The sequence below is a fragment of the Paenibacillus sp. SORGH_AS_0306 genome (assembly GCF_030819345.1).
Taxonomy (GTDB): Bacteria; Bacillota; Bacilli; order Paenibacillales; family Paenibacillaceae; genus Saccharibacillus; species Saccharibacillus kyungheensis.
On record NZ_JAUTBP010000001.1, the window covers coordinates 84,878 to 106,481 of the forward strand.

The window sequence follows — 21,604 nt, forward strand, 5'->3', positions numbered from 1 at the left end:
GTCAAAACAACTCGTATAGAGTCATTATAACGTTCAATTGTTAACGCTGTGTAAAAGCGAATTACCATTCGTTCCACAAATTAGGACCGCCTACTTTGCCAATCGCTTTTTTCTGAGTACGTCCAAAGTTAAAGCCATGAGTACGCAGTTCATAACCGTCCTCATGCAACTGGTCTGGAGGGATCGTTTTTTGCAATTCAGCAACAGAACGGGTAAGATAACCGGGCTTGTGCATATTCACAAGTAATAAATCATGATGTAAATGACTCAAACATTCTGCTAATGTCATCAAGTGTAGGCTCCTTTGAATAATTACATAGCTTACTTTCAATATATATTACCCTTATACATTCGTTTTGATAATATAATGGGTATGAAAAAAATACCTGATCTCTACATGATTGGCGTCAAACGCATCGTAGATGTCAGGTATTTGTGGTTAATCTTTTAGATGAAGAATATGTTTTAGTTCGGTATGCGAATTGACATTTAGTCGTGGTAAATGCATCAAATCATCACCCGGATGAACAAAGCCAGGTCTAACCGTGAACGCCATACGATATCCATTTTCTCGTAACGTATAGATCATCTGATCTTGATACTCTCCATAAGGATAAGCAAAGTAAGGCGTATCGATCTTTGTTTTGGTTTTCATTAATTCAATATCGTTTTTGAGACGATCATTTTCTAGACCGACCGCCGCAGTATCTCCACATTGAATCGTGTTTTTGTAGTGAAGGTTGTACGTATGGCTATTGTATTCAAATACATCTTTGGTCGCTTTCATTTCTTTACGCGAAATCGTTGTTTTTTCTTTAGGTAGAAATTTTTGTGTTTTGCTTTTGAGCTTAGTTCCTACTATAAAGATCGAAGCGTGGAATCCATATTTCTTCAATACTGGATACGCGTAGACCACATTATTCTGGTATCCATCGTCAAATGTAATGACAACCGTCTTTTCAGGTAATTGAATTTCTCCATTCACATATTGCTCTAGCTCGGACAAAGTGGCTGTTTTGTAGCCATTATCGTGTAGATATTTCATACCTTTGCTAAAAGATTCTAAGCTCATCCGAGCATTATTTTTCTTTTCTACATTGTATTTCTCAGGTACGACATAATGGTACATCAATACAGGAATACGTGCAGCTTTGCCTTTAGGAGCAGTTTTGATCGACTCTGAAGCTGAAGCCACATTATCTTCACCAGCATTGAGCAAATTAGCAAACAAATCATTTTTGGTATCATAGGAAGCTTTACAAGTCTTATACGAAAAAGCTGAGGCATGCGGATACTTTAAGCTAAGTATGTAGAACGTGATCACAAATGCGATTGAAATATAGAGCATGAGTACAAATAAATGTCGAGCCCGCATAACTACTTTCTCCTTTCTAAGCGCTTGGCAGTAAAAGCGCGACAAACTGTAATAAAAAGTGATTTTACAAAGCAAAATATCTTTACTTATATAATATCGGATTCAGCAAAGTAAAATTTTATGGTGCTGTGGTTCTATGTTATTTCTCCAAATGAACTAATATTTCTTCTGCAAACGCTTCACCATAGCGCATTTAGAAAAGATTGTCAGTGACAAAACTCACATGGTTTGGATGCATGAAGGAGTATAGTTGTCTGTAGTGATAAGTATCACACGGCGCTAGATTGTAGTCGCCTCGTCTTGCAAGCGAAGAAAGTAAGGTCTCTCTGTCGGTCAGGAATATAAAGTAGTAGACTGTAATTATCCAAAAGGATGTGTTCATTATGGCAGATTTCGTCAGATCCGTAACTTCACCTAGAAAATTTATTACAGGTCAGCATTTATTATCTAAATTAAATGATTATACGCGTGGTTATGGTGATCATGCTTATGTTATTTGTGATGAATTTATATTAGAACGTGCACAAACAGAAGCTGAACCTACATTTACAGCAGCTAATCATAAAGCACATTTTGAGAAATTTGAATATGAATGTACCAAAGAAGAAGTAATGCGTCACCGCGAATTGGTCAAACAATCTGGCGCTAACGTTATTGTCGGAATTGGTGGCGGTAAAACACTAGATACAGCGAAAGCGACTGCTTACTATGAGCAGCTTCCTGTAGTTATTTTCCCAACAATTGCGTCTACCGATGCACCTTGTACAGCACTTGCTGTTATTTATAAAAAAGATGGTTCTTTCGATGAATATTTATTCTTACCTAATAACCCGGATACGGTGCTTGCCGATATGGGTATTCTTGCAGGCGCACCTGTTCGTTTCTTCGCTGCGGGTGTCGGCGATGCGTTAGCGACTTATTTTGAAGCTCGTGCGTGTTATGCTTCTAATGGAGATAACTTAGCATTGATGAAACCAACAGCTACCGGACTTGGATTAGCTAAATTATGCTATGAAATGTTGCTTGATAATGCAGTCAGTGCAACTAAAGCTGTTCAACAAAAAGTAGTAACCAAAGCAGTCGAAAATACGATCGAAGCAACAATCTATTTGAGCGGTGTAGGTGCTGAATCTGGCGGACTTGCTGCTGCTCATGCGATTCATAACGGAATGACAGCTGTTCCTTCGATCCACCGTGCACAACATGGTGAAAAAGTAACATTCGGTTTGTTAGCACAATTGGTGTTAGAGAACTCGCCTAAAGAAGAGTTCGAAACAGTAGTCAACTTGATCAAAGCAGTAGGTCTTCCATTGACACTTGAAGATTTAGGCATGACTGAATTTGTAGAAGCTGAATGGCGCCAAGTGGCTGAAAGTGCTTGTGCACCAGACGATACAATGGGACATATGCCTTTCCCTGTAACTCCAGATGATGTCTACAATGCGATTGTAGCTGCTAATGCGATTGCTCATACGTATAAATAATTCACCTTTTGAATAATATATTCTATTTTTATCTCCATACACAAAAAAGAAGCTTTGCCTGAGCTAATAGGTGAGCTTCTTTTTTTGTACATTATTTTATAGAATACGATTATGATATAGCGTGATTAAGTGTTATGGGTTATAATTGTATAAAAGGTATTTATTATTCGAAATGGGGAAAATAATTGTTAGAGTCTGTTAGCAAACCCAATTTGTTTATTGGTTCTTCTAAAGAATCTATTGAAATAGCAAGAGCAGTGAATACACAGTTAAGTCATTATGCTCAAGTGACGCCTTGGTACGCAGGTGCTTTTCCTGCTAATGAGTATACAATGGAATCTATTGAAAAACAGTTAGATATCAGTGATTTTGCAGTTTTTATTTTTGCACCTGATGATATTATTCAGCATCGCGGACAGCTTTATTTTGCAACTCGTGATAATACATTGTTTGAAATGGGCTTATTTTGGGGGAAGTTAGGACGTAAAAGAGTATTTTGTATTCTTCCTGAATATATTGAACCTGTAGTTAACAAAGAAGATTTAGTACAACAATATCGTTTGTTATCTGATCTACAAGGATTAACTCCATTACATTATGAACATCGCACAGATTCCAACTGGACAGCCGCTGTAGATATCGCTTGTGGTGAAATTAGCAAATACATTCAACGTTCTGGAAAGTATATTAATCTTCAATCAGAACTAGAACATCAAAAGTTGCAATTACAACAGAAGCAGAAAATTCTTCATTTCTTATTGATTATGAACCAAGAAAGTTTGCAAGAGGAGAAGCGAGAGAAATTTGATGATATGTGCAGTGCATTGAAAGTATCATTCTCTATTCCGTTAGAATACTATGTAACAGGAACTGCTTTTTGGCAAGCTCAAGATGAAGGAATAAAACAAATTGGTGGAGATGTAGGACAAGGCTTTTTTTATCCTTATCATGTCAATGAACATAAGCAAGCAGAAGAACCACGAATTGCTGTAGTAGACGCTTATAAACAACAAAAATGGTCTTATTTGAAAAAGAGCAATCGTGTTGCACCTACTTATATGCTATGTTATCCTATTGGAACTCAATATGTTTTGACAATTCATATTACAGGACAGATTAGTTTGAAAGAACAAGAATTATGGGATATTTTAGATGCTAATGAAGAGTTATTAGATACTATACATTATTTAATAGGAGGGGAATGGGAATGAGACATAAAAATGTAGCTAAAGGAAAATTTTCGAATTCAGGTGTTTTTTCTAATGTAGGTTATATTCATTCTAGATCTTTACGCAATTCCAAATCTATGCCTTCTGCAAGCAATTCTAGTTCATCCATTTACATTGGACCTGCGCCAGATGGAACTAATCAAGAATATAACCGTGTCATTAGTGGACATGTCAATTATAAAAAGCCTTCTTTCGCCTAAGCAATAACTTAAATTTACTTCATAAAAATAGATTAAAAGTAAAAAGCTTCTCCATATAAAAGGAGAAGCTTTTTTAATTTCTATTATAGATAAATATCATAGGGAAACAGTTATATTTTTAAAACATACCATTTTCATTCACTGTTTTGGCAGGGACGTTTTGAGAAAGCATCCACATTTCAGCAATTTCATTGTTTTCTACGCGGAAGATTTGGACTACAGATTGACCGGCATCGTCAGCGTTCTTTTTCATCTGACTTTGGATCAATACAAGGTCCCCTTCTGCAACCATATTAACTACAGTAGCAGTGCTGTCCGGGTTAGCGCGGAATTGAGCAAGATAGTTGTTCACTAATGGTTCAATACCGTCTTTCATTTTCACATTATGCTGAACCAATGATTCACTCACAACGCCTGAAGCCGCATCCGTATTATGCTCTACAAAAAAGCTGTTAAAGAAGTTGCTTACAAATTGAGCATTAGAAGCTACGACTGCTTTATCGGTAGCAGCGACATCTGCGCTTGTAGACGCACTTGGTAGTAGATTTTGGATCATACTAGAAGCACCTGTTACCGGTTGGACCGTATTCCAGTGCTCTACAATTTTACCGTCAGTTACACGGAAAATGTCTACAGCCGCTTGACCGGGATCATCTGGATTATCCATTGGGTAATTCATGACAGCAACTAGATCATTTTGACCGATCATACCTTTGACATTGACTTTGTAATCAGGGTTCGCTTTGATAAAGGAAGCGATGTATGTTTTGAACGCTTCTTTACCTGTAGCAATCATAGGATCATGTTCTTTGTAATCGTCTGCAAGATACATATCTATTTTATCGGTCTGATGCCCATTGAGTACGTCTTGGTACATACTCGCAACAACTTTTTTGTTTGCTACGATTTTAGCATTTTGAGCAGAAGCTGACTCTGTGCTAGCCGGATCAGTAGAAGTACTACCTTCTGTCGGTGTCGTTGCTTCTGGATTGGTAGCTGATGGATTACCTGTGCCTGTATTTTCAGTAGTAGGCGTGGTTGCAGGTTGATTGGTCGTACTGGAATTACTGTTACATGCTGCAAGAGCAGACATTAACAAAATACTGGTTAGGATTAAACTGATTTTTTTCATCATAAAACTCCTTTGTCATAAATAGTGAAGAATCGTTTGCTTAGCAAACATCACTTTTAGCATATACTAGTAGAATGCGACACATTCAATTAGAACAGATTTTTGCGAAGTCAAAGACCTATTAGGTAGAATGGTGTCCTTTTTCTATTACCCATAGTTATCTATGATATCCCTAAAATGACAAAATCGACAACTTTCACGATTGATCCAAAACAGTAAAAACCGTCTCCCTATACTAGCAAAGACGGTCAGATCACAGGTTATGTTGCACTTTTGGCGGAAGTTCTATAATTCCAGAGGAGCGACTTGTGCTCGGTATGCTTCTAGCTTGGATGTCAGTTTGTAATTAGATTGTGCTGCCAAATCCATCAATCCATGCAGGTCACTAAGAAGTGTACTAGACGGATAATCTTCTGCGGTATCCGTATCACTTAACAAATCGAGATATTGCTTTTTGGCATCAGGATCGATAGTTTTGGACGTGCTATCAAATAGGGGAGTGTTGTCTGCACCATAGAATACCGTATAAACAGCATAACTATAATTTTGCTGAATAACCGATAGGCGATTAGAATGAGGATATTTTAACATAAATTGCTCCATATCCAGTGTGCGTACTAATAACTTATCCCATCCGATCACAAGCCCTGCATCCATCAGCGCTGGCTCATCTGACTCTTCAGCCATAATATCTACATAATCATTAATATCTTTGGTGACATAGTCGTCATACGCATCGTACTGATCGTAGTCGATAATAGGCATGTAATAGCCTTCGACATTGATAATTTGATAACCGCTATTTTTGGTGTTGGACAGTAACTTTTTAAGCGCTGGATCGGTAGTACGTTTGATCATATCTTCTATTTTTTCATCACCATATACGCCAGTTGAAGTATACATATTCATTAATTTCTTTTGGATCGATTCAGTATATTGATCTGTCCAAGCATCCAGATATTTATTTTGAGCATTTTCCAAAGTTAGAACCAGTAAAGTACCAGTGGAAGGAGTCACTTTTTTAATATTCTTTTTGAGGTAAGAGACTGCTTGAGGAAGTTTGGAACTGCTTGTTAGCATTTTTTTGAAATGAGCAACAGTAATTGTAGATGAAGAAGATGTTGATGCCTGGCTAGTGGTACTTTTTTTGGCGGGAGATGCAAGTTCAGCCGTGCTTTCAAATGAAGAATTAACCGTAGGGAGCGCAGATGTCTGTTGTTGACTACATCCTAGCGTCTGTAAAACAAGCAATGTGGTCACAGCAGATATAGTGATCGGATTGGATAATCTCATTAGTAATCATTCTCCTCAATAGAAAAATATAAATACATATCCACATCAGATTCAACAAAATAACGATACCAAAGCTTTATGTATATCCCTACCCTTGCTTATCTGAGGTGAACCGAAAGTAAATACAATGTCATTTTTGCTCGCGATTGAGATCATAGAAGGATGTAAAGTATGAAATGGATTGTAATTGATAATGATTATCATTAAAATAGAAAGAAGTATAGATAGGTATTCAAGTAGAATAGGTTTGTTCAAAGGGGTTAATCATGAATCTAGATCATTATATCAAGCTGTGGAATCAAGCTTCTATTCAAGTCATGGATGTTCAGCATCATGTACTGACAGCTAAGCAATTATCGCTACCATATTATGTACCGGAAAACGGATTTTTATATACTGTTCGTGGGAATGCGTTGATTACGATCAATGATAACACATACACAACAGAACGATTTCATATGATTCATAGTGGGAAAGAAAGTATCTTTCAGATTGAAGTATATGACGAGTTATTAGAATACTATCTGATATTATATCGACCACAATTATTCACCTTCAATTCATCTGCCCGCTCGTTATTAGAGCATCATTCGGTATTAGATACTGCGTATGAACTTAAACCACATCATCCTATTCTGTTGCACGATAAAATCAAACAATTGCACCAAGCATGGACGTATGTTCATCCATTACAACAATTGCAAGTCCGTACTTCTTTTTTGCAAATCGTATATGACATTTTGGAACAGTTACAGACCGTAGGTCACCAGCACACAACTACAGATCTTGTCTCGCAAGCTATTCGTTATATTCACGAGCATTATGAACTTCCGCTTACGATTGATTCGCTGGCTACTATATTAGAATGCAGTCCACGTCATCTAGCCCGATTATTCCGCAATAGTGATATTGGTCAAAGTCCATCGGATTATCTGATTCAGTTTCGTATGCAAAAAGCGAGTGAACTGCTGATTCAGACAGAGCTAACCTTACAAGATATTGCGATTAATGTGGGCTATCAAGATGGATATTATTTTAGTCGTATGTTCAAAAAGTATATGGGCTTGTCTCCGATACGTTATCGTCAACAACATCGCCAGAACGTACAAAGTCTCAATATGACATCCACCATGTCCGATTTCTCTATTGTTGGGTTAGATGGACACCGCTATAGTGATAATGATTCTCAAAACATTATAGTAAGTGGAGGTTCTTTAATGATGCATAATCCGATAAGACGTTCAGCAGTGTTGATGCTGCTTCTGAGTTTTACTCTTTTACTAGGTGCTTGTTCAGCTCCTGCTTCTTCAACAAGTCAGACCGCTTCAAGTAAGCAAAGTGCAAGTGAAGAAAATGCGACGCAAAGCTCTACACGCACGATCACTCATGATCTTGGCAGTACTGAAGTGCCTGATCAACCGAAGCGTATCGTTGTACTAGAGCAAGGATTTACCCAGACTGTGGCAGAACTACAAGTCAAACCTGTTGGTGTAGCAGATGATAATAAACCTGAACGGTTCCCACAAGACACGCTAGCTTATATTGAAGGATATACATCTGTAGGTACACGCTCGGAGCCGAATTTGGAAGTGATACGTACCCTTGAGCCGGATCTGATTATTGCAGATACAAGTCGTCATAGCAATGTATATGAAGAATTATCAGCGATTGCACCTACAATTGTTTTCAAAAATGATACAGCAAATTACTCTGATATTATGAACTCTACTCAGGCGATCGGTGAAGCTTTGGGCAAAGTAGATGAGACAACAGCAATGCTAGCAGAACATCAACAACAATTGGACAATGTAAAGCAATCGATTAACAGCAATCAGTCTGTGCTTATTATTGCGGCTGATGAAGAAGCAAGCAATTCGTTCCAAGTACGGACAGATCAAGCGTTTCATGCTTCATTTCTTCAAGCGTTAGGTCTGAATTATGCTTTGACCGATGCAGAAGAAGTAAGTCAACTAATGACTACAGAACAATTATTAGCGATCGATCCTGATCAACTACTCATTTTGATTAACGAAGATGATCCATCTGTATTAGCAGGTCAAAAAGACAATCTACTCTGGAATCAATTAAAAGCTGTGCAAACAGGCAAAGCGCATGAAGTTGAATTAGCCAAATGGTCTAGACAACGCAGTATTCCGGCATTGAACCATATTATGAGTGAAGCGACTACTTATTTTAAATGATCAACAAGCTGATCTTAGCAGTAGGGAGTCTAGCAATCTTGATCATACTATTGATGCTCTCGCTAATGATAGGTTCGTCCTGGATTTCTTTACCGACAGTGATCGATTATGTATTTCATTATTCTACGACAATCAAAGAACATATTATTTTGCATATTCTAAGAATGCCGCGCGCAATAGCGGTAATGCTAATTGGTGCTAATCTCAGTATTGCTGGCTGTATTATGCAAGCTTTGACCCGTAATCCATTAGCTTCTCCTAGTATATTTGGAATTAATGCAGGCGCTTCTTTTATGATCGTCTTGTGTACGATTGTTTTACCTGCTGTCAATGGATGGATTCTAGCAGGAGCAGGTTTTGCAGGTGGACTGCTAACAGTAATGATTGTATTGATAATGAGTGTTGCGATTCGCGGAGGCAAAGTTGAAGTTCGTATGGCATTAATCGGTGTGGTTATTCAAGCATTATTATCTTCGTTTACACAGGGATTATTGATCTTTAATGAAGAATCGGCTAGCAAAATATTGTTCTGGCTTGCCGGATCAGCAGCAGGAGTCAAATGGGACGAACTCAGATTATTAACGATCGTAAGCATTATTGGCTTGATCATGGCTATAGGTCTTAGCCGTTCGTTATCTCTGATAAGTCTAGGTGAAGATATCGCACGCGGACTCGGTCAGAAAATATGGACAGTACGTGTGGTTGGTAGTGTGATCGTTATTTTGTTAGCAGGCATATCGGTTTCTATTGTTGGGCCGATTGGGTTTGTCGGATTAATCGTACCGCATATTACACGTTATCTTATCGGAACAGATTATCGTTTGTTGATTCCTTTTGCTGGAGTATTTGGAGCTATTTTATTAACGCTTGCAGATATCGGTTCTCGGTTTGTACATTTTCCAGCAGAGACGCCTGTAGGGATCATAACAGCTCTAATTGGTGCGCCTTATTTTGTGTATTTAGCTAGACGGCAGAGCAGGAGTTCATTATGAGTCATTCTATCGGGAAAAAGCGGAATGTTATGATCATGATCGGGCTTATTGTGATTACTTTTGTTTTGATCATGATAAGTATTCAAGTAGGTGCTGTCGATATAAGCTGGCAAGATATCGGCAGAGCATTTACACAGTATGGAGATGCTGATCTAGCCTATATTATTTTTCATTATCGATTGCCTCGCATTATATTGGCGATCTTAGTAGGTAGCGGGCTTGCAGTGTCTGGTCTGGTGGCACAAAGCATTTTGCGCAATCCTTTAGCCGCTCCTGATACACTAGGGATTTCCGCAGGAGCTGCTTTAGGAGCAGTCTGTAATGTACTTCTTTTGCCTGTAGATATACAGAGTACATGGCTGACATCGCTAACAGCTTTTGTCGGTGGAGCTCTCGGTGCTTTTTGTGTATATCTATTATCTTATCGAAATGGAGTCGATCCTGTTCGGCTGGCATTGGTCGGAATTGCGGTCAGTGCTTGTGGAAGCACACTGGTACAATTACTGATTACACAATCGTCTGCGAATACGAATACCGTTCTTTTATGGTTAAATGGTTCGTTATGGGGACGTAATTGGGAGCAGGTGATACAATTAGCACCTATTATCTTAATTATTGTACCTATCGTCTGGATATTAGCAAAATCTATTGATATTTTCGGATTAAGCGAAGAATCTTCCAAAGGGCTAGGATTACGCATAGAGTGGATGCGTGCTATGTTGTTGCTACTGACAGTGATATTAGCCAGCGGTTCGGTAGCAGTTGTAGGTATGGTAGGCTTTGTAGGTCTGGTGAGCCCTCATATTGCAAGGCGCTTGGTATCTGGTGGTCATCGTTATTTTGTGCCAGTAGCAGCACTGGTAGGGGCGATCATGATGTTACTAGCAGATGTGATTGGACGTGTTCTGGCGCCACCTCTGGAGTTTCCTGTAGGCTTGGTTACTTCGGTCATTGGAGCACCGTATTTTCTATTTTTATTATGGCGTGAGTACAAAAGCAAAAACCGTACAGGATGAAGTTAGATCTGTGCGGTTTTTTGGCGTTTCTTTTACGATTACAGCGATTGTTTGATTGATAAGGAAGAGGGCAAACGTTGTTCTGCGTGCTGAATAGCATCTTGCATAGCTTGATACGGATCGGTGATCATCGCACCATGACCTACAGCAAGTAGACTTGGCTGTAATGCTACTAATTTGCGAGCACTTTGTAGAGATCGTTCTTTGCTCCATGTTGCCAGAGCAGGGAAAGGGAATGTCAGACGTACTGAACCTGCTACAGCAATCCCACCTCTAGTCTGCAAAGCATCACCAGCTATAAGTGATTGATCTCTAGTATCCCACAGCGAAATAGAGCCTGGCGTATGACCCGGTGTGGCGATGACTTGAAGAGAACCTATTCGATCACCTTCATGGAGCAAAACAGAAGGGCGAGTTTGTAGACGCTTGGGAACACTGCCTTTGATCTTAGTCTGAGGTTCATCTGCATCCAAGCTCATATCACCGCTCATTAAGCGTGCATCTCGCTGTGATACATAGACAGGTACATCAGGATAAAGCTGATGTAATGTATCTAATGAACCGACATGGTCATCATGGATATGAGTTAGAACGATAGCGCCTAACGGTTTGCCGATCTGAGAAATCGCGTGCTGAATACCTTTATAACTATTTGGCAATCCTGCATCAATTAAAGTCACACTGGACTCTTCTTCAACGATATAACAATTTACGGGAAATATGCGTGGTAAAAAAATAAGTTGATGTAAGTTGTTCTTGCTAATTATTTTCATATCAATCACCTCTTGATTACACTATAAACTAATAGTATTAGTTAAATCAATAACTATATTCATTATTTCTAAAAAATTATAAGTATTTTGTAAAAGAAAGAGGTTTTCTTTACTAATCTAACGATGATTCTGTTACTAAAAAGCACAAAAAATACACCACTCTACAGCCAGAAGTAACATATTTAAACGTTACGATCTCTATACAAGTGGTGTATTTGCTTATTTATGATTGGACTCTACCGTATGCAGACCTTGCAGAAAAGTATTAATAATCAATTCAAAACTTTGATTTATATCGACATTCAAGCCAAATCCACCGATACGTTCTAGTGAGCTAAAGCCATGCAAAACACTGCGTAGTCCACGTATCGCATGAATCAAGGCTTCTTCATTCAAATCAAATCCGGTTAATACTTGCATGAATAATTCCAACATTTGATGTTTGCTATCATTGATCTCTGCATCATCTATATCTGATGTATAGAACGTAGCTTCATATAATCCTGGATGAGCCCGAGCAAATTCCAGATAAGCCCGCGACATTTCACGTATCGCTTTATCTTCAGATCGTCCTACCGCAGCCCGCATCAATGCGTCTTTGAGTTGATCCAATCCTGTTAATGCCATTTCACGACGTAATCCCGGTAATCCGTTCACATGATTATACAAAGAAGGCGAACGAACCCCTAGCTTCTGAGCTAATATCGTAAGTGTCACTTCATTCCATCCACGTTCATCTGCTATTTCTGTAGCTGCTTGCAAAATAGAATGAAGACTAAGCCCGGTGCGAGGTGGCAAAGCATAACCCTCCTTTAACTATACCTGTTCGTAGAATATGAATAAGATTTGTGTATAAGCTAACGATATTCATCAATCTTATTTATTGTAAGCGATAGGTATACCTTTGGCAAAATAAAATGCAATCTATCTATTTTGATTTATTCAATAATACATAGGCTTGCTGATCTTTTATTTACGCATAAAAATAAATTTCTGTCCGACTACACCGATCACAAATAACAACAAACTTACCCATGGAGCAATCGTAATCACAGGCATCACTTCACGTAAAAAGATTCCCACACCAAAAATCAGTACCAAAATCACCAGATACGTTAAGATAGCGCGTGCATTGATTTGCATGCCTGGCTTTGTCGCATCACTTTGTTCAACAGGCTGATCGGTAAATCTTGTAAGCATTTCGACCAGAGCAATCGAACCTACAGCTACAATAATAAGAGTCGCTACATTGATCTGCCCGACAATGCCTGAATCGCTAATACTGATTTTGAACAATCCCATTAATGCTTGAATAAGAAATACCCATGTTAACGCTACCCACGGAATCATCAAGTAATACATCGGCTTGCTCAATTGTTTCTTTTCCGGTAAATTACGAATTAATATATTGCCGTACTCTATCGATTCTTTACCGAATAACTGTTTGGCAGTTTTACCTTTTTTCTGCGCTTCTAGCAAATGATGACCCATTTCTAAAAGCAATTCTTCGCCTGCTTCACGATCAATTCGTGCATCCCGTACATGTACAATAACATCATCATAATAATCCAAATTTTCTGGTTTTAATTGATCCCGTACGACGTTAATATTTTTAACCATTTGGCGTATTGAGCTCATTATTCATTCCTCCATTCTCGTTGTTCGAAGCTACTATTTTGCCATACTTTCCTTGCGTTGACAATGATCTAGCGTTAATGATAATATGGTTTCAAGATTAAAGCATATTAAACTGATCGGAATTGTTTATTTAAGAGGAGGAATCATCATGGAACGCAATATCGTCATTCGACATCACGACTTGGATCTGACAGCTAGTATTCATTATCCTGAACAGGAACCACAATCAGCAGGACGAGGCAAAAGCCGTACACCGCTAATTGTGATCTGCCATGGTTTTGTTGGCAGCCGTATTGGAGTGGATCGCCTATTTGTTAGTACAGCCCGTGAATTGGCGGCTGACGGTTATATGGTGGTTCGCTTTGATTATGCAGGTTGCGGTGAAAGTGGCGGCGACTATGGCAAAGAAGGACTTGAATCAATGGTCGCTCAGACTCGTACTGTACTGGATTATGCAATGAATTGCAGTGACATTGATCCCACCCGCGTCACATTGATCGGTCATAGTCTGGGTGGTGCTGTAGCTATTCTTACTTCTGTACGCGATCATCGTGTCAAAAGTCTAGTCCTCTGGTCAGCAGTAGGACATCCATTTAACGATATTATCAAATTAACCGGTCGGGACAAATACGATCAAGCTGTGATCGAAGGACAAGCGGATCATTTAGGTTACTCGTTTACACCTGTATACTTTGATTCGCTAGGCAATTTCCAACCGTTTCAAGAAGCCAAGCAATTTGGTGGCGATGTGCTGGTGATTCATGGTACAGGGGATGATGTGATTCCAGTAGATTATGCCTTTTTGTATCAAAAAGTATTCTGGACACGTTCAGAAGGACGCTGTGATAAAGAAATTATTTTCCAAGCAGATCACACGTATTCCAATGGAACCCACCGCCGGGAATTGCTAGATAAAACCCGCCAATGGCTCACCGAACGCAAAGTCGCTCAGACCGATTGGCAACACTGGATGATTTAAGCGCTTGGCAATATAAGCGCGACTTCTTCTAGTGTAATCAACCATGATTTTTGCATAGCAAAATATCTTTCGCTAAGCGCTTGGCAGTATAAGCGCGACTTCTTCTAGTGTAATCAACCATGATTTTTGCATAGCAAAATATCTTTCGCTAAGCGCCTGGCAATATAAGCGCGACTTCTTCTAGTATAATCCAACATGATTTTTGCATAGCAAAATATCTTACATCAAGCGCTTGGCAGTTACAAACGCGATTTCTTCTAGTGTAATCCTTTACCAGATCATTCACCAGTGGTATGGTAAGAAAGAACAATCGAATAGTTACTGATTTCACTAGGGGAGCCTGTTGGCTGAGACGAAAATTCAATTTCGGACCCTTGGAACCTGATCTGGATTATACTAGCGGAGGGAAGTGGAGGCTGAATTTTCACTCATGTTGTGATATACCTGAATGAATGTTTGACCCATTTGTCTCTTCTGGAGATGGATGGGTCTTTATTACGTTATAGGAGGCAATATCAATGACTTTTCTAGCCAAAGTACGGGCGCAACATCCACTGATTCACAATATTACCAATATGGTCGTGACTAATTTTACAGCGAACGGATTGCTGGCGCTGGGAGCTTCTCCTTTTATGGCATATGCGCATGAAGAAGTAGCCGATGTGGCAGCTATAGTAAATGCAGTTGTACTTAATATCGGTACGCTTGATCCATACACCGTCGAATCGATTCAACGTGCAGGACGTGCAGCGAATGAATCAGGTGTGCCTGTTGTATTTGATCCGGTCGGAGCAGGAGCTACCCCGTATCGTACACAATCGGCTTTGCAAATTATCGAACACGTTCAAGTAGATGTGTTACGTGGCAATGTAGCTGAAGTGGCTAATGTGATCGGCGAATCATGGCAGATCAAAGGTGTCGATGCAGGAGCAGGCGAAGGCAATATGATCCAGATCGCAGAGCAGGCCGCTCAAAAATTAAAGTGCATTGTAGCGATCACCGGTGAAAAAGACGTCGTAACCGATGGACAGAACACCTATACCATTGCTAACAGTCATCAGATATTAACGCAAGTGACAGGCGGTGGTTGTCTACTAAGTGCCGTAGTCGGTGCATTTATCGCAGTCGCTGATCCTACACAAGCTCAAGAACGTCTGGAAGCCGTAACAGAAGCTTTAGCATTTTACGGTATAGCCGCAGAGATTGCCTATGAACAGACAGCAGGGCAAGGCACAGGCAGTTTTCAGATGCAATTTATCAATCAATTGTCTCTAGTTACCCCGGAGATCGTAATTGCACGAGCCCAGATCACTTCATCCAAAGCTTAATATTGAACATACATTCATATGATAAAGGAGCGAGACAAGATGAACGTGTATCAAGCATTGACGATTGCAGGTTCAGATAGTGGAGGAGGCGCAGGCATTCAGGCCGATCTCAAAACATTTCAAGAACTCGGTGTCTATGGCATGTCTGTTATTACTGCTATCACAGCGCAGAATACGACAGGGGTACAAGGTGTCTATCCGGTTCAGATTGAAGGTGTTGTACAGCAATTGGATTCGATCGGAACGGATCTACAACCCCACGCTGTCAAAACAGGGATGTTATTTAGTGCAGAGATTATTCGTTATGTCGCAGCAAAAGTAAAACAGTATCAATGGCAACATCTAGTGATTGATCCGGTGATGGTCGCTAAAGGAGGTTCTGTGCTGTTACAACAAGAAGCGTTGCAGGCGCTGATCTCTGATCTGATTCCGCTGGCAGAGATTATCACGCCTAATTTGCCAGAAGCCGAGTTATTAACAGGTCTATCGATTACCAATCTACAGCAGCGCGAACAAGCCGCCAAGCAGTTTGTAGAAATGGGAGCAACATATGTAGTGATCAAAGGTGGACATGATACATCGACGTCTACTGTAATTGATCTGTTATACGATGGAAAGCAATTTGATTATTTGGAAAGTCAGCGGATTGATACGCCTCATACTCATGGCACAGGATGTACTTTTTCAGCGGCATTAACAGCAGAACTTGCTAAAGGCAAAACTATTTATGAAGCTGTACATACCGCGAAGCAATTTATTCAAGCAGCGATTGAAGATGGATTGGGTATCGGTTCCGGTCATGGGCCTACCAATCATTTTGCTTATCAGCAAAGGAGCCGAGTCTATGATCACCAAGCCTGATACTCAGCATATACGCCAGTATTTACGCCTTTATCTAGTGATGGGAAGCGTCAATTGTAATCAACCACCAGAAGAAGTATTAAGGTCTGCTATTGCAGGAGGGATCACTCTTTTTCAATTTCGGGAAAAAGGGGTTGGCGCTTTAACAGGGCAAGCGTATTATAAGCTTGCAGAACGTCTGCAACAGATATGCCACACTCATCAGATTCCGTTTATTGTGAATGATGATGTAGAGTTAGCCATCGCTCTGAATGCGGATGGAATTCATGTAGGACAAGAAGATGCACCTGCGGATCAGATTCGGGCACGTCTAGGGGATGATAAAATTATTGGTGTATCTGCTCATAGCGTAGCTGAATCCAGACAAGCTATTGAAGATGGCGCTGATTATTTAGGCATAGGACCGATCTATCCTACAATCTCTAAAGCTGATGCGCAAGCCGTACAAGGAACAAGCACTATTACAGCACTTAAGAACCATCATATTGAGATTCCATTAGTCGGTATTGGAGGAATTCATGCAGGTAATGCCGAGCCGATCTTTACCGCGGGAGCAGACGGAATAGCAGTGATCTCTGCGATCGCAGGACAGACGGATATAGAGCAAGCGACGCAGCAGTTAAATACGCTTACCCGTCGATTGATTGCGAACTAATCACCACCATATGATGTAATGCTGAATACATGTTTGTTAATCCCATCAAAAAAAGTCATTCGGTATACCGTAGCTTACAGTACGGTGTGTCGAATGACTTTGAATGGTAAACACTATTTTCTGTTTGTATAGTGTAACGTAACAGTAGGTTCTTTCCGCTATCCTTATGATGATCTGTATGTTACTGCGAATAACATCGATCATTCTGTAGAAGCCAAGTAATGCGTTTATTTGTATCGTTAAGCTATTTTATGCTGATTAGGCAAGGTATCTTGTTGTTTGTTACGACGGTTGAAAAAGCGAGTACGTAGGTAAGGAACAATCCAGCGATCCAGACCAATTTTACCAGCGTTTGCGCCAGCAACTACGATAAAGATTTCAGCAAGTAACAAGTAAGGGTTAGTGCTTACAGTACCCGAGAATAAGAAGGCAAAGTTCATTACCATTCCCATTAATGCTGCTAGTGTAGTACAAGCTCCTAAGATCAATCCAAGTCCGACAAGGAATTCACCGATTGGAACAAGAACATTGAATAATCCGACATTTGGTAAAGCAAAGTGTTGTAAGAATGCTCCCCAGCCTGCTTGTACACTTGGATGTTCTCCGCCTGTATTAGCGATAGCACCTGTCAAAAATCCACTAGCATCAAATCCACCACTGCTTAATTTTTCCCATCCACCTGTGATCCATTTGAATCCGATGTATACCCGTAAGATAGTTAATAACCACATTGCCACACTATTTTCTCTTAGCCATCTGTTCATGATTGCCACTCCCCTGAATAATGTATTATTTTTTTAAGTCTGTGTTAACTTGTTGAGTTGGTGATGATCATCTCTTCCATGTCTTTATTTTAAATCACAACTAAATTTTTAAATGTGATAAAAATCACAATCTTATATAAATTTTTAATATTTTATTATTGTACTGTTAAAATATGGTATATATAGTTAGGAGAACACTTTTGAGCTTTTGAATGTGTGAATTACGCTATATGTATTCTATATAGAAGAAGCTTATGTTTTAATACATAGTAAGCTGTGTTTAACATCTTCTGAATCATACATACGTTAAGAAAGAAACTATTGAATTCATTTGGAGTTCATATGCGTGTTCTATAGTAGGAGTGTATCCTGCTAGTGCACATCAGAATGAGCTACTGATCTGTCTAATGATGTTCAACACCGAGGAGGATACTATTGTAATGAATCAATCCCGATTATGGAAAGTCACCAAATGGTCAGTACCGCTTGTGCTAACGATGAGCTTAATCGCTTGCGGATCTGAGGAAGTGGCTACCCCTGCACCACAGCAACAACCGGAACCAGCCAAAGTGACAGAACTGATAACACCGGAAAAACCCGCAGAAGTCGTCTATACAGCGCCACTTACAGGATTGCCTGTTGATCAGCCTTCTCTATCCAGACCAATTGCAGTGATGATCAATAATGCTCCTGCTGCCCGTCCGCAATCTGGATTAGCTCAAGCCGATATGGTCTATGAAGTGCTAGCAGAGGGAGGAATTACCCGTCTAATTGCTGTATATCAGAGTTATCGTGGGGATGTGACGATCGGCCCTGTGCGAAGTATTCGCCCGTATTTGATCGGAATCGGAGAAAGTATCGGTGCATTACTGGTTCATGCAGGTGGTAGCCCTGAAGCTTACAGTATCTTGCAACAAGGACACAAAGAACATCTCGATGAGATTACTAATGCAAGTGCTCCATTCTGGCGAGATTCCAGTCGCAAAGCTCCTCATAATTTGTATACCAATGAAGAGAAGTTACGTGAAGGCGCGCTCAAAAAAGATTACAAACAAGAAGTAACTATTCCAACATATCCTTTTTTGAAATCTACAACAGAAGTAACAGATACTACAAATACAGAATCACTCGATAACTATACCGATTCTGCCGATAATAATGATAAGCCTGCTGACAGTGCTACTCCTAACCAGAGTGCTACCGTTCCTACAGATAATACAAATTCTACAACCAGCACAACACCTGCTACTACAGGAGTCAAAGCAACATCGATCCAACTTCAATTTTTGTTGGAAAGTTATAAAGTAGGTTATGACTACAATGCTAAAAGTGGAGTCTATACTCGCAGTATGAACAATGAACCTCATATTGATTTGAACAGTGGAAAGCCATTAACCGCATCCAATGTTATCGTGCTGGGTGGAGATTACAAAGTATTAGATGATATTGGTAGATTAAGTCTGGATCTGGACGCTGGCGGAGAAGCTATTTTATTTCAAAAGGGTCAACAGATTAAAGGTCAATGGAGTAAAAAAAGTGGTGATGTAATTCGCTTTATGAGCAGTGGTCAAGAAGTGCCGCTTGTCCCTGGCGTAACGTATTACAATATTGTTCCTAATAGCCCGTCGTTTGAAAATCATTTAACAATAGATGGTAAAAAGTTGAGCGAAAACGGGTAAATAAGGAAAAATATGCTAAAATGATGAAAGTAAAGTCGATTTTTGTATGATTTTTGTATGATAAATGTAAACAGAATCTTTACAAACCTATGTACAGATTGATAAGATAACAAAGGTTGTTATGAAATCATTTTGTTTTCATAATTCTAATTTACGACATTTTTCGGCAAAATTTCGAAAAGGGGTTATAGAAATGCGTGTTAAGAAAAAGGATATCTTTTTTCAAACGCTGGAGAACATGGCAGATGCAATTGTGCAGGCTGCAGATTACTTTGCGGAACAAGTACCTAACTTGAAGGATATTCCAGAGTTTACGAAGCAAATGAAGATTTACGAGAATCAATGTGATGATTACACGCACACCATTATTACCGAACTGAACAAAACATTTATCACACCTATTGAGCGTGATGATATTATGGATTTGACGACAACGATGGATGATGTATTAGACGGTCTGGAAGCTTGTGCTTCTCGTTTTGATATGTATCATATGACTGAGCCGGATAACTATATTGTTCAATTTGCTGAAATTTTGCGTGAATCTGCTTATGAAATTCAAAAAGCTATTCACTTGTTGTCTCATAAAAAACTGTTGGCTATTCGTGAACACACGATTCGTCTGAACGATCTGGAAAATCAGGGTGATGACGTATTGCGTAACTGTATTAAAGATTTGTTTGCCACAGTAAAAGACCCGATCGAACTTATTAAGAAAAAAGAAATATATGAGCGTTTGGAAACAACGACTGATGCTTGCGAAGATGTAGCGAATAGACTCGAATCTATTATTATGCGCAATTCCTAAAATTGCTTACAAGATACGCATATGATCCATTTTGCTGAGTATAGATGGATGTAATATGCAGAGATGCAATAATCTGTAACAGATAACTAAGGAGGTAGGATTGCGCAGATTCTCTTGATTGGAGTGCAAGAGATCCATCTGGGCGATGAATGATATGGTAGAAACCTCAATATGGATACTGGCTATCGTCGTATTTTTGGCTTTAGCGTTCGATTTTATTAATGGATTCCATGATACAGCAAATGCGATTGCTACATCGGTTTCTACTCGAGCGTTACCGCCACGTACAGCGATTTTGATGGCGGCAGTGATGAACTTTCTGGGAGCGATCACGTTCACAGGCGTAGCCAAAACGATAGGTGGTAGTGTAGCAGATCCAGCAACTTTGGATAACGGTATAGAGATCGTTATTGCGACACTGATTGCTGCAATTATCTGGAACTTGGCAACATGGTGGTTCGGAATTCCTTCTTCTTCTTCACATGCTTTGATTGGTGCACTAGCAGGAGCTGTATTTGTTGGAGCAGGTTCAAGTTCTGTGAATTGGAGCGGATTTATCAAGATTGTAGAAGGATTGATTTTGTCTCCTTTGATTGCCTTTGCGATTGGTTATATTGTGATGACGATTCTGAAATGGATTTTTGCCAAACGTAGCCCGCATACTGTTAACAAAGGATTCCGCACGATGCAAATTTTGACAGCAGCGATTCAATCATTTACACATGGTACAAATGATGCGCAAAAAGCGATGGGTATTATTACATTTGCTCTTGTAGCAGCTGGTGTGCAAGATAATCTGGATGTACCGTTATGGGTTAAAATTTCAGCGGCAACTGCGATGGCTCTTGGAACCTCTGTAGGTGGTTGGAAAATCATCAAAACAATGGGAACCAAAATTTTCAAAATCGAGCCTATTAACGGATTTGCAGCGGATATCTCAGCAGCATCGGTTATTTTCACAGCAACATTGACTCACTTACCTGTAAGTACAACACATGCGATTACATCTGCTATTCTGGGTGTAGGTTCTGCCAAGCGCTTCCGCGAAGTAAAATGGGGACTTGCTGGACGTATCGTGATTGCATGGGTCGTTACGATTCCAATTGCAGCTGTATTATCTGGCCTTATTTTCAAAGTATTATTCGATTTGTTCTAATATAAATCGGATCATGATAGATCACTTCCGCCGTTTCTTGC

General features: G+C 39.7%; 21 protein-coding genes and 1 riboswitch. Of the genes, 13 read left to right on the plus strand and 8 right to left on the minus strand.

What is annotated here, in order from left to right; translation table 11 throughout:
- Positions 1–61 precede the first annotated feature (61 nt).
- A complete protein-coding gene (locus QE450_RS00375; protein WP_273614897.1) occupies positions 62–289 on the minus strand; it encodes a hypothetical protein in 228 nt (75 codons plus the stop codon).
- 150 nt (positions 290–439) lie between these two features.
- Positions 440–1,375 (minus strand): polysaccharide deacetylase family protein, encoded by a 936-nt coding sequence (locus QE450_RS00380; protein WP_307295745.1) that lies wholly within the window; start codon positions 1,373–1,375, stop codon positions 440–442.
- A gap of 383 nt (positions 1,376–1,758) precedes the next feature.
- Between QE450_RS00380 and QE450_RS00385 the strand changes: the two genes are divergently transcribed.
- From QE450_RS00385 to QE450_RS00395, 3 genes are all read left to right on the plus strand, one after another.
- Complete coding sequence (locus QE450_RS00385; RefSeq protein ID WP_274170951.1) at positions 1,759–2,859, plus strand: glycerol dehydrogenase; 1,101 nt, start codon at positions 1,759–1,761, stop codon at positions 2,857–2,859.
- Positions 2,860–3,044: 185 nt separating this feature from the next.
- A complete protein-coding gene (locus tag QE450_RS00390) occupies positions 3,045–4,070 on the plus strand; it encodes a nucleotide-binding protein (protein ID WP_307295750.1) in 1,026 nt (341 codons plus the stop codon).
- Positions 4,067–4,288: a hypothetical protein gene (locus QE450_RS00395; RefSeq protein ID WP_273614903.1), complete on the plus strand. Its 222-nt coding sequence runs from the start codon at positions 4,067–4,069 to the stop codon at positions 4,286–4,288. The genes QE450_RS00390 and QE450_RS00395 overlap by 4 nt, the downstream gene beginning before the upstream one ends.
- 118 nt (positions 4,289–4,406) lie before the next feature.
- Here QE450_RS00395 and QE450_RS00400 read toward each other — a convergent pair whose 3' ends face one another.
- Complete coding sequence (locus tag QE450_RS00400; RefSeq protein ID WP_307295756.1) at positions 4,407–5,420, minus strand: nuclear transport factor 2 family protein; 1,014 nt, start codon at positions 5,418–5,420, stop codon at positions 4,407–4,409.
- 285 nt (positions 5,421–5,705) lie between these two features.
- The gene (locus tag QE450_RS00405) at positions 5,706–6,713 is read right to left on the minus strand and encodes a hypothetical protein (RefSeq protein WP_307295759.1); all 1,008 of its coding nucleotides are present in this window, start codon (positions 6,711–6,713) and stop codon (positions 5,706–5,708) included.
- Positions 6,714–6,979: 266 nt separating this feature from the next.
- Between QE450_RS00405 and QE450_RS00410 the strand changes: the two genes are divergently transcribed.
- From QE450_RS00410 to QE450_RS00420, 3 genes are read left to right on the plus strand one after another with little or no spacing between them, the layout of a single operon-like run.
- Positions 6,980–8,914, plus strand: a complete 1,935-nt coding sequence (locus QE450_RS00410) for an AraC family transcriptional regulator (RefSeq protein ID WP_307295761.1) — start codon at positions 6,980–6,982, stop codon at positions 8,912–8,914.
- A gap of 38 nt (positions 8,915–8,952) precedes the next feature.
- The gene (locus QE450_RS00415; RefSeq protein ID WP_307295764.1) at positions 8,953–9,906 is read left to right on the plus strand and encodes a FecCD family ABC transporter permease; all 954 of its coding nucleotides are present in this window, start codon (positions 8,953–8,955) and stop codon (positions 9,904–9,906) included.
- On the plus strand, positions 9,903–10,922 hold the full coding sequence (locus tag QE450_RS00420; protein ID WP_307295767.1) for a FecCD family ABC transporter permease: 1,020 nt from the start codon (positions 9,903–9,905) through the stop codon (positions 10,920–10,922). The genes QE450_RS00415 and QE450_RS00420 overlap by 4 nt, the downstream gene beginning before the upstream one ends.
- Before the next feature lie 38 nt (positions 10,923–10,960).
- Here the strand turns inward: QE450_RS00420 and QE450_RS00425 are convergent, their stop codons facing one another.
- The 3 genes from QE450_RS00425 to QE450_RS00435 all read right to left on the minus strand — a co-directional run bounded on the left by QE450_RS00425 (position 10,961) and on the right by QE450_RS00435 (position 13,333).
- Positions 10,961–11,695, minus strand: coding sequence for an MBL fold metallo-hydrolase (locus tag QE450_RS00425; RefSeq protein WP_307295770.1), 735 nt, complete (start codon positions 11,693–11,695; stop codon positions 10,961–10,963).
- Positions 11,696–11,914: 219 nt separating this feature from the next.
- Positions 11,915–12,493 (minus strand): TetR/AcrR family transcriptional regulator, encoded by a 579-nt coding sequence (locus tag QE450_RS00430; RefSeq protein ID WP_301261911.1) that lies wholly within the window; start codon positions 12,491–12,493, stop codon positions 11,915–11,917.
- 171 nt (positions 12,494–12,664) lie between these two features.
- The gene (locus QE450_RS00435) at positions 12,665–13,333 is read right to left on the minus strand and encodes a DUF1129 family protein (protein WP_273614911.1); all 669 of its coding nucleotides are present in this window, start codon (positions 13,331–13,333) and stop codon (positions 12,665–12,667) included.
- Between the two features lie 148 nt (positions 13,334–13,481).
- Between QE450_RS00435 and QE450_RS00440 the strand changes: the two genes are divergently transcribed.
- The 4 genes from QE450_RS00440 to thiE all read left to right on the plus strand — a co-directional run bounded on the left by QE450_RS00440 (position 13,482) and on the right by thiE (position 17,156).
- Positions 13,482–14,312, plus strand: coding sequence for an alpha/beta hydrolase (locus QE450_RS00440; RefSeq protein ID WP_273614912.1), 831 nt, complete (start codon positions 13,482–13,484; stop codon positions 14,310–14,312).
- Between the two features lie 322 nt (positions 14,313–14,634).
- Positions 14,635–14,737: riboswitch (TPP riboswitch) on the plus strand.
- Positions 14,738–14,830: 93 nt separating this feature from the next.
- Positions 14,831–15,640 (plus strand): hydroxyethylthiazole kinase, encoded by an 810-nt coding sequence (gene thiM / locus QE450_RS00445; protein ID WP_307295776.1) that lies wholly within the window; start codon positions 14,831–14,833, stop codon positions 15,638–15,640.
- 39 nt (positions 15,641–15,679) lie between these two features.
- The gene (gene thiD, locus QE450_RS00450) at positions 15,680–16,501 is read left to right on the plus strand and encodes a bifunctional hydroxymethylpyrimidine kinase/phosphomethylpyrimidine kinase (RefSeq protein ID WP_307295778.1); all 822 of its coding nucleotides are present in this window, start codon (positions 15,680–15,682) and stop codon (positions 16,499–16,501) included.
- Positions 16,485–17,156, plus strand: coding sequence for a thiamine phosphate synthase (thiE, locus tag QE450_RS00455; protein ID WP_307295780.1), 672 nt, complete (start codon positions 16,485–16,487; stop codon positions 17,154–17,156). Before thiD ends, thiE begins: the two co-directional genes overlap by 17 nt.
- 239 nt (positions 17,157–17,395) lie before the next feature.
- Here the strand turns inward: thiE and QE450_RS00460 are convergent, their stop codons facing one another.
- Positions 17,396–17,923: a DoxX family protein gene (locus QE450_RS00460; protein WP_273616231.1), complete on the minus strand. Its 528-nt coding sequence runs from the start codon at positions 17,921–17,923 to the stop codon at positions 17,396–17,398.
- A gap of 437 nt (positions 17,924–18,360) precedes the next feature.
- Between QE450_RS00460 and QE450_RS00465 the strand changes: the two genes are divergently transcribed.
- The 3 genes from QE450_RS00465 (at position 18,361) to QE450_RS00475 (ending at position 21,563) form a co-directional block, all read left to right on the plus strand.
- On the plus strand, positions 18,361–19,599 hold the full coding sequence (locus QE450_RS00465) for a DUF3048 domain-containing protein (RefSeq protein ID WP_307295783.1): 1,239 nt from the start codon (positions 18,361–18,363) through the stop codon (positions 19,597–19,599).
- A 193-nt stretch (positions 19,600–19,792) separates the two neighbouring features.
- A complete protein-coding gene (locus QE450_RS00470) occupies positions 19,793–20,407 on the plus strand; it encodes a DUF47 domain-containing protein (protein WP_069327490.1) in 615 nt (204 codons plus the stop codon).
- A gap of 154 nt (positions 20,408–20,561) precedes the next feature.
- Complete coding sequence (locus tag QE450_RS00475; protein ID WP_273614916.1) at positions 20,562–21,563, plus strand: inorganic phosphate transporter; 1,002 nt, start codon at positions 20,562–20,564, stop codon at positions 21,561–21,563.
- Positions 21,564–21,604: the final 41 nt, after the last annotated feature.

Excerpts from the sequence above, each read along its gene's own strand:
- QE450_RS00375 (WP_273614897.1), bottom strand. The coding sequence starts at position 289 with ATGACATTAGCAGAATGTTTGAGTCATTTACATCATGATTTATTACTT.
- QE450_RS00380 (WP_307295745.1), bottom strand. The coding sequence starts at position 1,375 with ATGCGGGCTCGACATTTATTTGTACTCATGCTCTATATTTCAATCGCA.
- QE450_RS00385 (WP_274170951.1), top strand. The coding sequence starts at position 1,759 with ATGGCAGATTTCGTCAGATCCGTAACTTCACCTAGAAAATTTATTACA.
- QE450_RS00395 (WP_273614903.1), top strand. The coding sequence starts at position 4,067 with ATGAGACATAAAAATGTAGCTAAAGGAAAATTTTCGAATTCAGGTGTT.
- QE450_RS00400 (WP_307295756.1), bottom strand. The coding sequence starts at position 5,420 with ATGAAAAAAATCAGTTTAATCCTAACCAGTATTTTGTTAATGTCTGCT.
- QE450_RS00405 (WP_307295759.1), bottom strand. The coding sequence starts at position 6,713 with ATGAGATTATCCAATCCGATCACTATATCTGCTGTGACCACATTGCTT.
- QE450_RS00410 (WP_307295761.1), top strand. The coding sequence starts at position 6,980 with ATGAATCTAGATCATTATATCAAGCTGTGGAATCAAGCTTCTATTCAA.
- QE450_RS00420 (WP_307295767.1), top strand. The coding sequence starts at position 9,903 with ATGAGTCATTCTATCGGGAAAAAGCGGAATGTTATGATCATGATCGGG.
- QE450_RS00425 (WP_307295770.1), bottom strand. The coding sequence starts at position 11,695 with ATGAAAATAATTAGCAAGAACAACTTACATCAACTTATTTTTTTACCA.
- QE450_RS00435 (WP_273614911.1), bottom strand. The coding sequence starts at position 13,333 with ATGAGCTCAATACGCCAAATGGTTAAAAATATTAACGTCGTACGGGAT.
- QE450_RS00440 (WP_273614912.1), top strand. The coding sequence starts at position 13,482 with ATGGAACGCAATATCGTCATTCGACATCACGACTTGGATCTGACAGCT.
- thiM (WP_307295776.1), top strand. The coding sequence starts at position 14,831 with ATGACTTTTCTAGCCAAAGTACGGGCGCAACATCCACTGATTCACAAT.
- thiD (WP_307295778.1), top strand. The coding sequence starts at position 15,680 with ATGAACGTGTATCAAGCATTGACGATTGCAGGTTCAGATAGTGGAGGA.
- thiE (WP_307295780.1), top strand. The coding sequence starts at position 16,485 with ATGATCACCAAGCCTGATACTCAGCATATACGCCAGTATTTACGCCTT.
- QE450_RS00465 (WP_307295783.1), top strand. The coding sequence starts at position 18,361 with ATGAATCAATCCCGATTATGGAAAGTCACCAAATGGTCAGTACCGCTT.
- QE450_RS00470 (WP_069327490.1), top strand. The coding sequence starts at position 19,793 with ATGCGTGTTAAGAAAAAGGATATCTTTTTTCAAACGCTGGAGAACATG.
- QE450_RS00475 (WP_273614916.1), top strand. The coding sequence starts at position 20,562 with ATGGTAGAAACCTCAATATGGATACTGGCTATCGTCGTATTTTTGGCT.